At 56.0% G+C, this 15,133-nt stretch carries 14 protein-coding genes; 6 read left to right on the plus strand and 8 right to left on the minus strand.

Translation table 11 applies throughout. The features are described 5' to 3' along the window. Nucleotides 1-67: 67 nt before the first annotated feature. Complete coding sequence (locus tag ABWV79_RS10960) at nucleotides 68-1,015, minus strand: c-type cytochrome (protein WP_353391920.1); 948 nt, start codon at nucleotides 1,013-1,015, stop codon at nucleotides 68-70. Nucleotides 1,016-1,063: 48 nt separating this feature from the next. Between ABWV79_RS10960 and ABWV79_RS10965 the strand changes: the two genes are divergently transcribed. Genes ABWV79_RS10965 through ABWV79_RS10975 form a run of 3 tightly spaced genes read left to right on the plus strand, consistent with a single transcriptional unit; the run spans nucleotide 1,064 to nucleotide 3,510 of the window. Beyond that, complete coding sequence (locus ABWV79_RS10965) at nucleotides 1,064-1,636, plus strand: RNA polymerase sigma factor (RefSeq protein ID WP_331251810.1); 573 nt, start codon at nucleotides 1,064-1,066, stop codon at nucleotides 1,634-1,636. Then, nucleotides 1,633-2,379, plus strand: a complete 747-nt coding sequence (locus ABWV79_RS10970; RefSeq protein ID WP_353391922.1) for an anti-sigma factor — start codon at nucleotides 1,633-1,635, stop codon at nucleotides 2,377-2,379. Before ABWV79_RS10965 ends, ABWV79_RS10970 begins: the two co-directional genes overlap by 4 nt. Before the next feature lie 48 nt (nucleotides 2,380-2,427). Continuing rightward, nucleotides 2,428-3,510, plus strand: a complete 1,083-nt coding sequence (locus ABWV79_RS10975; RefSeq protein ID WP_353391924.1) for a helix-turn-helix domain-containing protein — start codon at nucleotides 2,428-2,430, stop codon at nucleotides 3,508-3,510. Here ABWV79_RS10975 and ABWV79_RS10980 read toward each other — a convergent pair. Continuing rightward, a complete protein-coding gene (locus ABWV79_RS10980; protein ID WP_353391925.1) occupies nucleotides 3,483-4,373 on the minus strand; it encodes a LysR family transcriptional regulator in 891 nt (296 codons plus the stop codon). The genes ABWV79_RS10975 and ABWV79_RS10980 overlap by 28 nt on opposite strands. Before the next feature lie 104 nt (nucleotides 4,374-4,477). Here ABWV79_RS10980 and ABWV79_RS10985 point away from each other — a divergent pair, with 104 nt between their 5' ends. Further along, complete coding sequence (locus tag ABWV79_RS10985) at nucleotides 4,478-5,362, plus strand: phytanoyl-CoA dioxygenase family protein (RefSeq protein WP_353391927.1); 885 nt, start codon at nucleotides 4,478-4,480, stop codon at nucleotides 5,360-5,362. 8 nt (nucleotides 5,363-5,370) lie between these two features. Here ABWV79_RS10985 and ABWV79_RS10990 read toward each other — a convergent pair whose 3' ends face one another. Continuing rightward, nucleotides 5,371-6,675, minus strand: coding sequence for a UDP-glucose dehydrogenase family protein (locus tag ABWV79_RS10990; protein WP_353391929.1), 1,305 nt, complete (start codon nucleotides 6,673-6,675; stop codon nucleotides 5,371-5,373). A 158-nt stretch (nucleotides 6,676-6,833) separates the two neighbouring features. Between ABWV79_RS10990 and gmd the strand changes: the two genes are divergently transcribed. Together gmd and fcl are read left to right on the plus strand one after the other, a co-directional pair. Further along, nucleotides 6,834-7,958 (plus strand): GDP-mannose 4,6-dehydratase, encoded by a 1,125-nt coding sequence (gmd, locus tag ABWV79_RS10995; RefSeq protein ID WP_353391931.1) that lies wholly within the window; start codon nucleotides 6,834-6,836, stop codon nucleotides 7,956-7,958. A gap of 10 nt (nucleotides 7,959-7,968) precedes the next feature. Beyond that, nucleotides 7,969-8,946: a GDP-L-fucose synthase gene (fcl, locus tag ABWV79_RS11000; protein WP_353391933.1), complete on the plus strand. Its 978-nt coding sequence runs from the start codon at nucleotides 7,969-7,971 to the stop codon at nucleotides 8,944-8,946. 23 nt (nucleotides 8,947-8,969) lie between these two features. Here fcl and ABWV79_RS11005 read toward each other — a convergent pair whose 3' ends face one another. The 5 genes from ABWV79_RS11005 to oppB form a co-directional block, all read right to left on the minus strand. Further along, nucleotides 8,970-10,046, minus strand: a complete 1,077-nt coding sequence (locus ABWV79_RS11005) for a DUF2793 domain-containing protein (RefSeq protein ID WP_353391934.1) — start codon at nucleotides 10,044-10,046, stop codon at nucleotides 8,970-8,972. A gap of 189 nt (nucleotides 10,047-10,235) precedes the next feature. Then, nucleotides 10,236-11,129, minus strand: coding sequence for a UTP--glucose-1-phosphate uridylyltransferase GalU (gene galU / locus ABWV79_RS11010; RefSeq protein ID WP_170355194.1), 894 nt, complete (start codon nucleotides 11,127-11,129; stop codon nucleotides 10,236-10,238). A gap of 307 nt (nucleotides 11,130-11,436) precedes the next feature. Further along, on the minus strand, nucleotides 11,437-13,242 hold the full coding sequence (locus tag ABWV79_RS11015; RefSeq protein WP_353391936.1) for an ABC transporter ATP-binding protein: 1,806 nt from the start codon (nucleotides 13,240-13,242) through the stop codon (nucleotides 11,437-11,439). A 1-nt stretch (nucleotide 13,243) separates the two neighbouring features. Further along, entirely contained in the window at nucleotides 13,244-14,173 is a 930-nt protein-coding gene (locus tag ABWV79_RS11020; RefSeq protein ID WP_353391937.1) for an ABC transporter permease subunit, read from the minus strand. Between the two features lie 10 nt (nucleotides 14,174-14,183). After that, the gene (oppB, locus tag ABWV79_RS11025; RefSeq protein WP_353391939.1) at nucleotides 14,184-15,107 is read right to left on the minus strand and encodes an oligopeptide ABC transporter permease OppB; all 924 of its coding nucleotides are present in this window, start codon (nucleotides 15,105-15,107) and stop codon (nucleotides 14,184-14,186) included. Between the last annotated feature and the right edge of the window lie 26 nt (nucleotides 15,108-15,133).

Below are 15,133 nucleotides of genomic sequence, written 5' to 3' on the forward strand. Positions count from 1 at the left end.
CCTGCGCTGTCATTTGGTTATGACAGGCATAGCGCGGCGGGGCAGGTGAGGGAAACGGTTTTGAGCCTTAGCTCTGCGCCTCGTCCTGCAAATAGGCAATCACGTTGGTGATATCTTCCTCTTTCTTCAGGCCGGGGAACTGCATTTTGTTGCCGGGCAGGGCGCCTTTGGGGTCAGCCAAAAAGGCAGCCAGAGTTTCAGGGTTCCAGACCAGCCCTGAAGCCTTCAGAGCATCCGAGTATTTGAACCCTTCCGCTTGTGCTGCTTGTGCACCGACGATTCCGTACAATGACGGTCCAACGCCATTCTTGCCTTCTTTGACTTGATGGCAGGCTTTGCATTTGCGGTAGACTTTCTTACCGGCTTTAATGTCGCCTTCCACCGCAGCGACGGCGACAGGGGTTGCAGCGGCAGCGGGTGTTGCCTCGGCTTTGTTTTCATCCATGTTGAAGAACAAGCGCGCAGTGACCGGTACGGTGCGGGTGATGCCGGGCAGGCTGGCCAGTTCCATCAGCTTGTCGACACCTGTATTCACGCCTGCGTCTTCGGTGCTGATAAACACCATGTCATTGGTCGACACCATAACTGACGTCTCGGATACGCGGACAACGAACATTTCTGCGTCGAATTCCACGTCTGTCCCCACCAGAGTAAGTACTGCTTCGACGTCAATTACCGCGGTTTCGCCCACTCCAAGCGCCTTGACCTCGGCCATGTCGAACTCGGCCTTAAGGGCGGCAGTGCCCGCTTTGCGGAAGACGTGCTCGATCATCCGCTCGTTACGGATGTCGATATTCGTTTCGACCGACGACAGATCGATTTCGATCTCGGCCTTGCCATCTGGACCCACGTGACCGGATAAGTTGGTGAAGGAATTGACCTCGCCCACGGTATCTTTCTTGATGGTACCATACGCCAAATGAGAGTTTTCAGGCGACAGGGTCCAATGCTCGGCCAATACTGGCGTTGCAACAATTGCCGACGCAATCGTGACTGCTTTCAACAGAAGTTTCATTTCTTTCCTCCACAGGTTATGTCAATTCTGACCAGGCGGGCCCGGCTCGTGAATGTCAAACACACACAGGTCACTATTTATTCAATGGTTGGTGCAATTAGTTCCGAACAAGCCGTACGCGGCGCGATACAGACGCATTCAAAACGCGTCTGGCGGTTTGGGCTGGCCTTGTCCGGCGCCTCCGACGTAGCCGACGATTTATTGCAATCCACTTGCCTTCGCGCGCTCGAGCGCCATCATCAAGTGACATCACATGACCGGTTGGACAGTTGGCTGATGACGATCTGCCGCTCGATCTGGTTGAATGAAGTCCGGGCGCGCTCGGTTAGGAAGGCGCAGGCGCTGTCGGTCACACCCGAAGCAGAATTAATTTCGCCTGAAGCTGACTCGGAAACGAATATTTTCGCAGCTGAGGTGTTTACTCAAGTGATGCACCTGCCAGAAGCGCAGCGGGAAACGGTCATGCTTGTGTTCGTTGAGGGCTATAGCTACCGCGAAGCGGCTGCGATGCTGGATGTGCCGATTGGAACCATCATGAGCCGGTTGTCTAACGCCCGGCAGAAACTTAAAACCGTGATGCAGCTAAGTGCTGCAGACGCCGTTCGACGGAGTGGCAAATGAAGTTTTCCGATGAGACGCTGATAGCGTATCTGGAAGGCACAGTGGATGACGACCAGGCAACCGCGATTGAACACGCGGTCGAGGACGACCCTGAGCTGGAGGCGCGCCTTATGGCGCTGGACTCGTTCGCACCTATGGTGCAGGCGGTATTTGAAAAGGTGCCCGCCGAGGCGCCGAAAGTTGAGCTGCCAGAGCCGCAGCCGGTGGAATCTTCGTATTCTTCAGGCGGACCGTGGCACCTGATGGCCGTTGCGGCTTCGGTGGCAGTTGTCGCTGTTTCAGCAACGTTCTGGACAACCCGGCCTGAACCTTTGGGTTGGGCACAACAGGCGGCGATCTATCAGTCGCTTTATGTACCTGACACGATTGCGTCGCTGGACAATTCGGAACAGGCGCTGAAAATGCAGTTCGATTTGGCAGAGGCGGAGCTGGGACGGTCCTTGAACCGCGAAACGCTTGAAGCTTTGCCGGGAATGGAACTGAAACGCGCGCAGATTTTGTCATTCAATGGCAAACCGCTGGTTCAGGTGGTATTTGCCGACGAGCAGGGCCAACCATTCGCCTTCTGTATCATCCGACAAGGTGAGGGTGCCCCCAGTAACGACGTCAACCTTGCCGAGCTCAGCGGTCTGGCAACGGCGACATGGTCCGAGGGTGGCTATGGTTATATGCTGATTGGCAGCAATCCGCAGACACCTCTGGAAGGGCAGTTGGATATTCTGACCACAAGTTTCGCCAGCTGATCCATCTGCTGCAGAAACGCCTTGTGAACTGGTGGAAATACCCGAAATATGCCGGGTATGACCACTAAACCTGTCAGGCCAGACCCGGAAGACGACGACTCGCTGGGGCCGCGCAGCATCTATGATGCTGACCCGCCAGAGGAAGACGATCTGTGGTTTCTGCCCGCCGACGCCGAGATTGACGAAGATTTTCTGCCACCGGGTCCGAAGGCCGACCGCAGAACACTGTTCGACTTCAGGGATTGGCGGGCCGCGCAGGCCGAACTCTCTTATGAATTGGCGGATCTTGCGGCAAGTTTCGGGGCTCTGGACGAAAGACTACGTGCGGGTCCAAAGGGGTGGACGCATCGGTTGGCACTGATGGATGTTTCGGACCTAGGTTGGTGGACCGGTGACCGGATTGGCGTTGATCGCCTGGCGCTGTGGACAGGGTTGCGGATCGGATCGACCGGAGATGACGTTCAGGCGTTGTTTCGGGCAGGTTGGGCCGTCAGGCGCCTGACAACCGGAGCTGGCCCGGCCGAGGGTGGCTGGAGCACAGGATTGACCGCATTTCTTGATCGTATGGCGCTTGGCATGGACGAGGTCCCCGAGGCGATTGCTGATTTGGCGGACGTGATGTACGGGGTTGCAAGCCTGCACCCGGTTACGCAAGCAGCGATTGCATTCCACGCATGGCGCGCTCTGTCTCAGGGCATGGGACAAGACACCGAGGCTGCGGTCATTGCGGCCCGACACGCGGCAACGATGGGCCGGGGGGGCGCCCTTTTCATGCCGGTTGCACTGTCTGGGCCGGGTGCTTTACGTGGGGTTGGAGAGGTCAACGATAAGCTAAGTGCTTGGATCAAGGGGTTAGGTCAGGCCGTTTTGGCGGCATTGCTTCACTTGGACCGTGTCAGCGCGTGGGAACTCCGAGCTCGGGATCTGACGTCCGATCTGAGTGGGAAAACCCCGCCAATGCTGCTTGATGTGCTAGCCGCGTGGCCAATGGTTTCGGTTCCTTTGGCCGAAGAATTGACCAAGGCGTCACGAGCGACCGCGCAGCGTAACATTGACCTTTTCACGTCACGCGGTTTGATCCGCGAGGTGACAGGGCAGGGACGTTACCGTGTCTGGACCGCAGCACTGTAATCCATGATCCAGTTGCGGAAGTCGCGGGCGGGGGGTCGCAAAGCAGATTTGGACGGGTAAATCAGGTGATAGGCTTCTTGCCCCGCAACGTCGATGCCGGGCAGGCAGGGCACAAGGCCCGACAGGGCCATGACCCGGTCAGATGCAGGGGCACGCGCCAACGCAATACCGCCTCGGTTGGCGGACAGCTCAGCCGCCATCATGGAATTGTCGGCAAAGAAAAACCGGGCCCGCCCAGCTGGAAGGCGCAGTGTTTCGAACAGATGAAGCCAGCTGGCGCGATGGGTTGATACTTCGATGAGGGTGAACTGAAACAGGTCCTCTGGGCTATGGATGCGATCCGCGATATCTGGCGGAGCGACGGGGTAAAGGCGTTCGCGCAACAATTCGTCGCCCTCAGTGCCGAAAAGTGTCGGGTTACCGAAAACGATTTGAAGATCAGTAAATCGATTGGCAAAGTCTGCCGTCAGATTACCTGTCGTCAAAGACAGGTTGATCCTGGGGTACAGGTCTTGAAACGCTGGCAACCCGCTGGCCAGAATACCATGCGCAAACAAAAGCACCGACTGAACGTACAAGCGTTGCCCGCGCGTTTCGCCAAAAAGACCCGTGGTCGACGTTTCCAGCTTCAAAAGCGATTGCTGGACCGAAGGCAAATAGGCGCGACCTGCCTCGGTCAGTGTCACAGAGTGGGCATGGCGATGGAACAGGGGCGTTCCCAGTTGATTTTCCAGGGCTTTGACTTGCTGACTGACGGCGGCTGAAGACATGTTCAACTGCCCAGCCGCGCGCGCAAAGCTTTCGGTGCGGGCCGCGGCCTCGAAGACACGAAGCCAATTGAGGGATGGGATGCGGGACGACATGAATTCAGGCTAAGCTCAACTTACCCTCACGGGCAAGACACAACATTCTGCCTTACTTCGGACAACGTCTAAGCTTTGAAGACATGCCTGAGAAGGAGACACGCATGTCTGCATTGAATTCCGCGCCGATTGGCAGTCTGACGCCTGAGCAGATAGAAAGCTATTGGGAGGACGGATATCTGTACCCGCTCACTACGTTTTCGGAACAGGAAACGTCCGAGATCAGGGCAGAGTTCGAACAGATCGAGAAAGACTGGCTTGGCGCAGATCTTCCGCTACCCCTGAATACTTATAAACGGGTCAACGCACATCTTGTTATGCCGCTGGCAGCGCGTGTTGCGACGGACCCTCGGGTGCTGGATATCGTTCAGGGTATTCTGGGGCCGGATATCATGGTTTGGTCGGCCGAGTTTTTTGTTAAGGAACCGAACACCCGCCAAACAGTCGGTATGCATCAGGACCTGACCTATTGGGGGATGGGAGAAACGCCGGATCAGGTGACGGCGTGGATCGCGCTGTCTCCTGCAACGTGTGACAGCGGCTGCATGGATTTCGTACGCGCCAGCCATAAGAACCCGATCCTGCCGCATAACGACACCTATTCGGATACGAATTTATTGTCGCGTGGGCAGGAGATCGCGGTAGAGGTCGCGGATGAGGATAAAACCCATATCGAGCTGGCACCGGGTCAGATGTCGCTGCACCACGGGTTGACCATCCACGGCTCTGGGCCGAACCGCTCGGATGACCGGCGGATTGGTCTGGCCATCCGCTATCTGAACCCGAATGCAAAGCAATTGGTGGCCGAACGCGATTATGCCCTGTTGGCACGGGGCGAAGATACTCAAAGCAATTTCGTGCCGGTACCTGCGCCCGAAATGCTGTTTTCACCCGAGGCGTTGGCGCTTTACGAGCAGGTACGGCAAGATCAGAGAAAGGCCCTGGCCGAGGGAGCAGACAGTTCTGTGCCGCTATACGCCAATTCTTAAAGCGGCGGTCAGCGGCCCACACCGATATAGGTTTCGAATCCCGATTTCCGAGCAGCCGATCTCGAATAGATGTTTCGTAGATCCACCATCCGGGGGGACTTCATTGAACGTGCCATGTCCGACAGGTTCAGGGCGCGGAACTCATTCCATTCGGTCAGCAATACGACCGCATCCGCATCGGCGATTGCGGTATAAGGGTCGTCGCACCATTCCACGCCGGGCAACAAGGCTAATCCCTCGGCCCGACCCTGCGGATCCACAACCCGAACCGTTGCGCCTCCGCCGATCAGTGCGGGGACAATGGTCAACGAAGGGGCATCACGCATATCATCTGTGTTGGGTTTGAACGTAACACCCAGAACCGCGATGGTCTTACCGTTGAAGCTGTCATCGCATACGTCGCGAATTTTCTCGATCATGCGGTGTTTGACGCCGTCATTCACGCGCATAACCGTTTCGGTGATTTGCATTGGATAAGCGTGTTCCTGACCGATCCTCGCCAAAGCAGCGGTATCTTTAGGAAAGCACGAGCCACCATAACCCGGACCAGCATGCAGGAACTTGTTGCCGATACGACCATCCAGACCAATACCGCGCGCGACTTCTTTGACATCACCGCCCACACGTTCGCACAGGCCGGCGATTTCGTTGATGAAAGTAATCTTGGTCGCAAGAAACGCGTTTGCCGCGTATTTGATCATCTCGGCGCTTTCCAGATCCGTCGTCAGGATTGGGAAGTCTCGCAGATAGAGCGGCCGGTAAATCTCGGCCATAACTTCGGCGGCGCGGTCGCTTTCAACGCCCACGACAACACGATCGGGGCGCATGAAATCGTCAATCGCCGCCCCTTCGCGCAGGAATTCAGGATTTGAAGCGACGTCAAAGTCTGCATCCGCATTGGCCTCAAGAACAGCCTCGTGCACCTTTCTGTTGGTGCCGACGGGCACGGTCGATTTGGTGACGATTACGGTATAGTCGGTGACCGACTGAGCAATCTCTTGCGCGGCGGCCATCACGTAGGTCAGATCAGCGTGCCCGTCGCCTCGCCGGGTTGGGGTTCCCACTGCAATGAAAACTGCGTCTGCACCGTCCACGGCAGCAGCCAGATCGGTCGTGAAACTCAACCGCCCTGCCGCTACATTCTTGGCCATCAGAGCATCAAGCCCCGGTTCGTAGATGGGGACTTGGCCGGCTTTCAACATCTCGATTTTCTTTTCGGCTTTGTCGACGCAAATAACGTCATGGCCAAAATCCGAGAAGCAAACGCCCGACACAAGGCCAACATAACCTGTGCCGATCATCGCTATCCGCATTTTTCAATGTCCTTCAACAAAAGAGTGTTTAACGCGCGCCAGCATTTCGCAAAGTTCAACGGGTTTCAATGCCGTTTCCTGCCGCCGGGTTGCATTCTGGGTGTTCTTGCTGTTTCTGAGAGTCCTACCAGCCAGATTGAGTTTTGTGGAACGAGACAATGACTAAAACTGCTTTAATAACCGGCATCACAGGGCAAGACGGATCGTATCTGGCCGAGTTTCTCTTGGAGAAAGGGTATGAAGTTCACGGAATCAAGCGCCGCGCCTCGTCGTTTAATACGCAACGCATTGATCATATCTATCAGGATCCGCACGATCCGAACCCTCAACTCCACTTGCACTATGGTGATCTCAGCGACACGTCCAACCTGACTCGAATTATTCAGGAAGTTCAACCGGATGAGGTCTATAACCTGGGCGCGCAATCCCATGTTGCCGTCAGCTTTGAATCGCCGGAATACACAGCTGATGTCGATGCGATTGGGACGCTGCGATTGTTGGAAGCGATACGGTTTTTAGGCCTGGAAAAGAAGACACGTTTCTATCAGGCGTCCACTTCCGAGTTGTATGGCTTGGTGCAGGAAATTCCTCAGAAAGAAACCACACCGTTCCACCCCCGGTCCCCATATGCCGTGGCCAAGCTTTATTCATACTGGATTACTGTGAATTACCGTGAGGCGTACGGGATGTATGCTTGCAACGGAATTCTGTTCAACCACGAAAGCCCGCGCCGGGGTGAAACCTTCGTGACGCGGAAAATCACACGGGGTCTTGCGAATATTGCACAGGGGCTTGAGGAGTGCCTGTACATGGGCAACATCGACAGTCTGCGCGATTGGGGGCACGCGAAAGACTATGTGCGGATGCAATGGCTAATGCTGCAGCAGGATGCGCCAGAAGACTTCGTTATCGCGACAGGCGTACAGTACTCCGTCCGTCAGTTTATCGAGTGGTCCGCTGCGGAACTGGGTGTTTCGCTGGAGTTCTCGGGTGAAGGCGTTCAGGAAGTTGCGACTGTTAAAGCGGTCGAAGGCGAAAATGCGCCCGCGCTTAAGCCCGGGGACGTCGTCATGCGTATCGATCCGCAATACTTCCGGCCCGCCGAGGTCGAGACCCTGTTGGGCGACCCGTCGAAGGCCAAAACCAAACTTGGATGGGTGCCGGAACTGACCGTTCAGGAAATGTGTTCTGAAATGGTAAGCGAAGACCTCAAGACCGCCAAACGTCATGCCTTGCTGAAAGAGCACGGCTTCGATTTGCCAGTAAGCCTGGAAAATGGCTGAGGTGGGCGCGATGCGGAAGATCTATGTTGCCGGTCATCGTGGTATGGTCGGTGCTGCCATACTACGGCAGTTGCAAGATCGTCGGGCGGCAGGTGAGGCACTGACCATTGTAACCCGCACTCATGCGGAACTGGATTTGACTGATCAGTCCGCAGTTCGGCACTTCATGGAGACCGAACGGCCCGATGTTGTCGTTTTGGCGGCAGCCAAGGTCGGAGGTATTCACGCGAACAATACATACCCGGCAGATTTCATTTACAAAAACCTGATGATCGAATGCAACGTGATCCATCAGGCGTTTTCAGTGGGAGTCCAGCGCCTGCTGCAACTTGGCAGCTCATGCATCTATCCCAAGGCTGTACCGCAACCGATGCGAGAAGATGCTCTGCTGACTGGAGTGCTTGAGCCGACAAATGAGCCGTATGCAGTTGCCAAGATTGCAGGTATCAAGCTGTGCGAAAGCTACAACCGGCAGCACGGCGTTGACTATCGCTCAGTTATGCCAACCAATCTGTACGGCCCAGGTGATAACTTTCACCCTGAAAACAGCCATGTTCTGCCGGCTTTGATCCGTCGTTTTCACGAAGCCAAGCGGGACGGTCTGGACGAGGTAGTCATTTGGGGAACCGGTAAGCCTCGCCGAGAGTTTCTGCACGTAGACGATATGGCCAAAGCGTCTCTGTTTGTGCTCGATCTGCCACGCGATGTTTACGAAGCGAACACAGAACCCATGCTGAGCCATATCAACGTCGGCTGTGGGGAGGATATCTCGATCGCGGAGCTTGCAACTCTGGTGGCCCGCACGGTGGGTTACTCCGGGCGGATCACTCAGGATGTCAGCAAACCAGATGGCACAATGCGTAAGCTCATGGATGTGTCACGACTGGCGGATATGGGTTGGCGTGCGCGGATCACCTTGCAAGACGGCATCCACGAAACCTATGCGTGGTTTCTGGAACAGGCAGATGCTGACTTGCGGGCAAAGTGAAGCTCAGATTACAAAACCTCTGATCAGAACCAGCGTCCTGTGGCGGTTGCGGTCGGAGCGACAGGTGCAGGGTCGGAAACCGTTGATAGTACTTGATAGGAAACATCTGTGGCTGCCGGCGCATCAAACCCGACAAATCGCGAGACCGATCCACCGCTGCCGCTTAGGGCAGGTTTGGTCCCAGAGGCAAAGGCAATTGGAAAGGTCCAACTGTTTTGCCCGCTTGAAAAAATCGCACCTTCGCCGGTGGTGCAGCCTACTGCGCTCAGATTGACTGTACAGATTTGAGTGCCGTCTGCGAAACGAACAAATTCACCATTTGCGTTCGAGCCCCGCTCAATCACCGCGCCTGTCGGCGTGCCTGATGTTTGTGACACAGATCCTAGCACGTTGCCGGGGCTATAGCCAAAATCCGCCCGCATCAAACGACCCGCAGTTACGTCCGAAGCACTGCTTTGAATCGCTGCACCAGTTGCAATTGCAGTTGTCGGATCGAAAACAAGGGCATCTGCCCATGTATTCCCATCTGCCGAAACCTTGATTGAAAAACCAGTTGAGCCTGCCAGTCCCATTTCGGCGTGACCGGTCCAGTTGGATTGAAACAAAAGCGAAGCGGTATCCCCTGCGCTTGCCTTGTTGATCTTTAACTGGTGGCTATTGCCCTCATGGCTTAGCAATGTGGCAGAAGAACGAACCGAGAGGCGGTTTGTTGCGTCCGAGGTCGTTGCGACGCCTATCCCGTCCAGATTCTGCGTTGCCCCTGCCGGCACAACCCAATCCGAGCCTGTCCAGACTTTCACACGCCCGGCGCTGATGTCCCACGCTCTCCAGCCAATATCTGGCGCTACAAAGTGCCACGCATTATCCAACCATGCCGCAAGCATGTTTTCCTGACCTGACCATTCACCAACCGGAGCTTCACCCACGGCATGAACTTCACCCTGCGCTGGGGCCACTGGTGGGTTTGATGCATCGGTTGCCACGACGCTTAATTGAACAATCACATCCAGTTGCCGTAAGGCTTCGTTGTGAGTGACGTGCTTTTGTGCTTGCGAGGGTTGAATGAATGGTAAATCCAAACGGGGTGAAACTTGTGGCATTGGGGCGTGTCCTCCTGAAGATGCTGGTCCGACAATTGCTTTGCGCGCCAAACTGCCATCAAATGGATGAATTCACGCTAAGCGGGCAGAACGCTTCCGAAAGGAAGTGGTAAGTTTTCTGTCAGGTTGCCCGAAAAAGAAAAGGCACCCAAAACCGGGTGCCTTTGTACTGAGATTATGGGGCGGAATTTATTGGGCTGCTTGGTCAGTCGCCATCGTATCGTGCAGATATTCCCGCAGGTCGTCGCGCAGATCGGGCCGGGCCAATGCGAAAGCCACGGTTGCTTGTAGAAATCCAGCCTTCGAGCCGCAGTCGAAACGTTGTCCTTCGAACTTGTGCCCAAAAACCGGCACACCATTCCCGATATCCTCGGCAATCGCGTCCGTCAGCTGAATCTCACCACCGCTGCCTTTTTTCTTCTGGTTCAGATTATACAGAACCGATGGGCCCAGAATGTAGCGACCGATCACTGCGAGGTTTGAAGGCGCCTCATCCGGTTTGGGCTTTTCCACCATGCCACGAGCCCGGACAACTTGTCCGATATTCTCACCTACGTCCAAAACACCATAGGAGCTGGTTTTTTCTTGGGGAACCTCCATCGCAGCCACCATGTTTCCGCCGGTTTCCTCATAGGCTTCGACCATTTGCTGCAAGCACGGTTTGTCCGCGGCGATGACGTCATCAGGCAACATGACGGCAAAGGGCTCATCCCCGATCAATCGGCGAGCACACCACACAGCATGGCCTAGCCCCAAGGCTTTGTGCTGCCTTATATAGGCGATTGCGCCACTTTCCATGTTGGTTTCATCCAGCACTTCAAGCAGCTCGTCTTTGCCCTTGGCCTTGAGTTCTTGCTCCAGAATATGGTTGTGATCAAAATAGTCCTCAAGCGCGGATTTGCCGCGCGATGTGACAAAGATGAATTCCTTGATGCCAGCCGCACGCGCTTCGTCAATTGCGTATTGGACCAGCGGACGATCGACCAGAGTCATAATCTCTTTGGGGACGGATTTCGTCGCAGGCAGAAAGCGGGTACCCAGTCCCGCAACCGGGAAAATCGCTTTGGTAACCTTGCGTACCATTGTACCTCTCAGTTTTTAAAATTTGCACCGAAGTCCAGAGGCTTCGGAACCTTGTCTTAGGCCGTGAACCCGGAATGTTCAATGACCTCGCGAGACCGCTAGGGAAACAGGAGAAATCGTGCCATCCCAACACAGGGAAGTCAAAACGATCCATTGTCACATGCGAATGAAACCTTACCTTTCGTGCTATGTTGGGAAACTAATTTATATTTTAGAGTGAGATAGTTTCCATAAGAGCGCCAAATTGATGGATAAACAGGCAGGTTGGTTAATACCTCAAAGCCAGAATCTGGCTTTGAGGTTTGTACTATGCATTGGCCACAATGCTTTCCAGTGGATCATGTTCCGCAACGAAGTGATCGGGCTTAATTTCGTTAAGTTGCGGGACATAGTCCTCTTGGCCAGCGGACAGGCGACTGGGTAGAAACCGCAGGGCAGCCTTCGGATCCATCGGCGAGGGAAGCTCACCGGGGATTTTCAGCCTTTGGCGGCTCCGTTCCACATCTGGGTCAGGGATCGGAACAGCCGATATCAGAGACTTGGTATAGGGATGGATCGGATCAGAGCAGATCACCTCGCCATCCCCCAGCTCCACGATCCGACCCAGGTACAACACCATGATCCGGTTCGACACGGCACGTACAACCGACAGATCGTGGCTGATGAAGATCATCGAAAGGCCGAACTCCTGCTGCAACTCGCGCAGCAATTCAACGATCTGCGCCTGAATGGACACGTCCAAGGCCGAGACCGCCTCGTCGCAGATGATCAGCTTGGGTTTGTTGATCATCGCGCGCGCGATGCCGACCCGTTGGTTCTGACCGCCTGACAACTCGTGCGGATAACGGTTGATCATGTTGGCGTTTAAGCCCACACGCTCCATCATTTCGCTGACCATCTGCTTGCGCTCGCGGTCCGTCAGATCAGGGCGATAGGTCTTGAGCGGCTCGGCGATCGAAGCCGAGATTGTCATGCGCGGATCGAGGCTGGCCAATGGGTCTTGAAAGACGATCTGCAAGTCCTTGCGGTACTTGTTCAGCTCGGCGCGTTTCAGACCCACAATAGGATTGCCCAACCAGCTGACATTTCCGCCACTGGGTTCTATCAGTTGCAACACGGCGCGCGCCAGCGTGGACTTGCCGCAGCCGGATTCGCCCACAACGCCCAGAGTTTCACCCTTGCGGATGTCAAAGCTTACGCCATCGACGGCTTTGAGTGGCACTTTGCGCCCGAACAGCCCGCCTTTGACGTTGATCGGGAAATGCACCTTGACGTCATCGACCTTGAGCAGCGGTTCTTCGACCTTCTCCAACGCCTTGGGCGCATCGCCCGCATCAATGCGTGGCATCGCCTCGAGAAGGGTGCGGGTATAGTCGTGCTGCGGGTTGCGGAAAATTTCGCGGGTGTCTCCGGCCTCAACAAATTCGCCCATGCGCATGACTTGAATGCGGTCGCACATACGGGCGACTACGCCCATATCATGGGTAATCAGGGCAATCGCGGTGCCTTCGTCCTTTTGCAGGCGCACCATCAGGTCAAGAATGTCGGCCTGAACGGTCACGTCCAGCGCCGTTGTCGGCTCATCCGCGATCAGCAGTTTGGGATTGCACAGCATCGACATGGCGATCATCACGCGTTGGCGCATCCCGCCTGACAGCTCGTGCGGGTATTGATCCAGTCGCCGCGCGGCCTCGGGGATGCGGACGCGGTTCAGCCAGTCCAGACAGCGAGCCCGCGCTTTGGAACCCTGCAGCCCCTCATGCACCTGAAGAACCTCGCGCATTTGCTGGCCGATGCGCAGATGCGGGGTCAGCGCGGTCAATGGGTCCTGAAAGATCATGCCCACGTCTGAGCCACGGATCTTGTTCAAGCGGTTGATGGCCAGGTTCAGAACTTCGGTGCCGTTCAATTTGGCTGACCCAAGCGCCCGACCAGCAGGTGGCAGCAAGCCCATGGCCGCCATGAAGGTTTGGCTTTTACCCGACCCGCTTTCACCCACGATGCCAAGGCATTCGCCGGGGTTTATGTCGAAACTGATGCCTTTGACGGCCTCGACCACGCCATCGGGCGTGTCGAACTGGACCTTCAGGTCTTTTACGGAAAACAGGCTCATATCAGCGATCCTTTGGGTCCAGAGCGTCACGCAGACCATCCCCGATGAAGAACATCGTGATGATGATGGCGACATAGAAAGTCAGCGGGAACATCAATTGCCACAGGGTGCCATACCCCATGGTTCCCGCCCCTTCCGCGATGAGACGACCCAGCGAGGTGTACGGTTCTGAAATCCCCAGCCCAAGGAACGAGATAAAGCTCTCGGTCAGGATCATTTCAGGCACCAGAAGCGAGGCATAGACGATCACCACGCCCAGCAAGTTGGGCAGGATATGGCGGTACATGATCGTGAATTCGCTGACGCCTGCGGCGCGGGCGGCCTCGATAAACTCACGGTTTTTCAGGGTCAGGGTTTGACCCCGTACGATCCGCGCCATGGTCAGCCAGCCGACCGCGCCAAGTGCGATGAACAGCATGAAGAAGGATCGACCTGCCACGACTAGCAGCAGAATAATCACCAGAGTTGCCGGGATCGCCAGCAAGATGTCGACAAAGCGCATCATGACGCTGTCGGTCCGGCCACCGATATAGCCTGCGGCGATACCATAGCAGGTGCCCACGATTAGCGCCGTGGCCGCCCCGATCAGACCGACTAACAGCGATGTGGTGGTGGCCTGTATGACGCGGCTGTACAGATCGCGCCCTAGATCATCGACGCCAAAAAAATGCCCCGTCTCAACCGAGGGCATCCCCATGCCACGAACGTCACCCATGACGTTCCAGTCGATCTCTTCATTGTTCCAGACCGCGAAATAGGGACCGATGATGGTGAACAGAACGATCAGCGCTAGAATGATTAGGCTGGCCATCGCAGCCTTATTGCGCACAAAACGCATCCGCGCGTCCTGCCACAGTGAACGCCCCTGAATGATCGTGTAATCGGTGATATCTTCGGCCAGGTGGGCGGCTTTTTGAGATTTTCCAAGCATGGTGCGCCCCTTAGTACCGGATTTTCGGATCGAACCAGGCATAGGCCAGGTCGGTTAAAAGGTTCACGACGACGGTCAGCGCGCCATAGAGGATCGTGACCCCCAAAAGTACCGCGTAGTCGCGTGAAAGGGCCGAGCCGACATAGGCTTGCCCCAGACCTCCGGTCGAGAAATAGATGTCCACGAAGACCGAACCGGTCAGAACATAGACGAAGACCGGGCCCAAATAGGAGACGACGGGCAAGAGCGTCGGTTTCAACGCATGGCGCCAGATCACCGTTCTGGTCGGCAGGCCCTTGGCCCGCGCGGTGCGGATGAAGTTCGAGTTCAGAACCTCGAGCATCGACGAGCGTGTGATCCGCGCGATCGAGCCGACATATGAGGTCGCGAGCGCGATGACGGGCATGATCAGGTATGGCCATTGCCCCCCATTCCAGCCACCGCCCGGCAACCAGCCCAACCACAGGGTAAAGGTCAGGATCAGGATCGGGCCCATGATGAAGTTCGGCAGCGCCTGAGCTGCAATGCCCAGACCGACGGCGAAATAGTCGATCCAGCTATTGTGCTTGATGGCCGCCGCAATCCCCAGCCCCACACCAATCGTGGTGGCAAACAGGAACGACAGGGACCCATAGGTCAGTGAGATCGGGAAACCTTGGGCGATGATATCATTCACATCGCGGTCCTTGAACTTGAAGGATGGTCCGAAATCGAAATGCACCACGATGTTATACAGATAGTCCCAAAGCTGCTTCCACAGCGGCTGGTCCAGCCCATAGCGTGCCTCGATATTGGCCAGAACCGCGGGCGGCAGGGGCCGTTCCGAGGTAAAGGGCCCACCGGGTGCGAAGTGCATCAGAAAGAAACTGGCGACGATCAGCAAAAGGATCGTCGGAACGGCGACCAATAGCCGCCGGATAATATAGGCAAGCATTTCATGCCCCCAATTATTGGCTGTGC

The sequence above is a fragment of the Ruegeria sp. HU-ET01832 genome, from assembly GCF_040371315.1.
Taxonomy (GTDB): Bacteria; Pseudomonadota; Alphaproteobacteria; order Rhodobacterales; family Rhodobacteraceae; genus Ruegeria; species Ruegeria lacuscaerulensis_A.

Coding starts and splice junctions, on each gene's coding strand:
- ABWV79_RS10960 (WP_353391920.1), bottom strand. CDS start 1,015: ATGAAACTTCTGTTGAAAGCAGTCACGATTGCGTCGGCAATTGTTGCA.
- ABWV79_RS10970 (WP_353391922.1), top strand. CDS start 1,633: ATGAAGTTTTCCGATGAGACGCTGATAGCGTATCTGGAAGGCACAGTG.
- ABWV79_RS10975 (WP_353391924.1), top strand. CDS start 2,428: ATGCCGGGTATGACCACTAAACCTGTCAGGCCAGACCCGGAAGACGAC.
- ABWV79_RS10980 (WP_353391925.1), bottom strand. CDS start 4,373: ATGTCGTCCCGCATCCCATCCCTCAATTGGCTTCGTGTCTTCGAGGCC.
- ABWV79_RS10985 (WP_353391927.1), top strand. CDS start 4,478: ATGTCTGCATTGAATTCCGCGCCGATTGGCAGTCTGACGCCTGAGCAG.
- ABWV79_RS10990 (WP_353391929.1), bottom strand. CDS start 6,675: ATGCGGATAGCGATGATCGGCACAGGTTATGTTGGCCTTGTGTCGGGC.
- gmd (WP_353391931.1), top strand. CDS start 6,834: ATGACTAAAACTGCTTTAATAACCGGCATCACAGGGCAAGACGGATCG.
- fcl (WP_353391933.1), top strand. CDS start 7,969: ATGCGGAAGATCTATGTTGCCGGTCATCGTGGTATGGTCGGTGCTGCC.
- ABWV79_RS11005 (WP_353391934.1), bottom strand. CDS start 10,046: ATGCCACAAGTTTCACCCCGTTTGGATTTACCATTCATTCAACCCTCG.
- galU (WP_170355194.1), bottom strand. CDS start 11,129: ATGGTACGCAAGGTTACCAAAGCGATTTTCCCGGTTGCGGGACTGGGT.
- ABWV79_RS11015 (WP_353391936.1), bottom strand. CDS start 13,242: ATGAGCCTGTTTTCCGTAAAAGACCTGAAGGTCCAGTTCGACACGCCC.
- ABWV79_RS11020 (WP_353391937.1), bottom strand. CDS start 14,173: ATGCTTGGAAAATCTCAAAAAGCCGCCCACCTGGCCGAAGATATCACC.
- oppB (WP_353391939.1), bottom strand. CDS start 15,107: ATGCTTGCCTATATTATCCGGCGGCTATTGGTCGCCGTTCCGACGATC.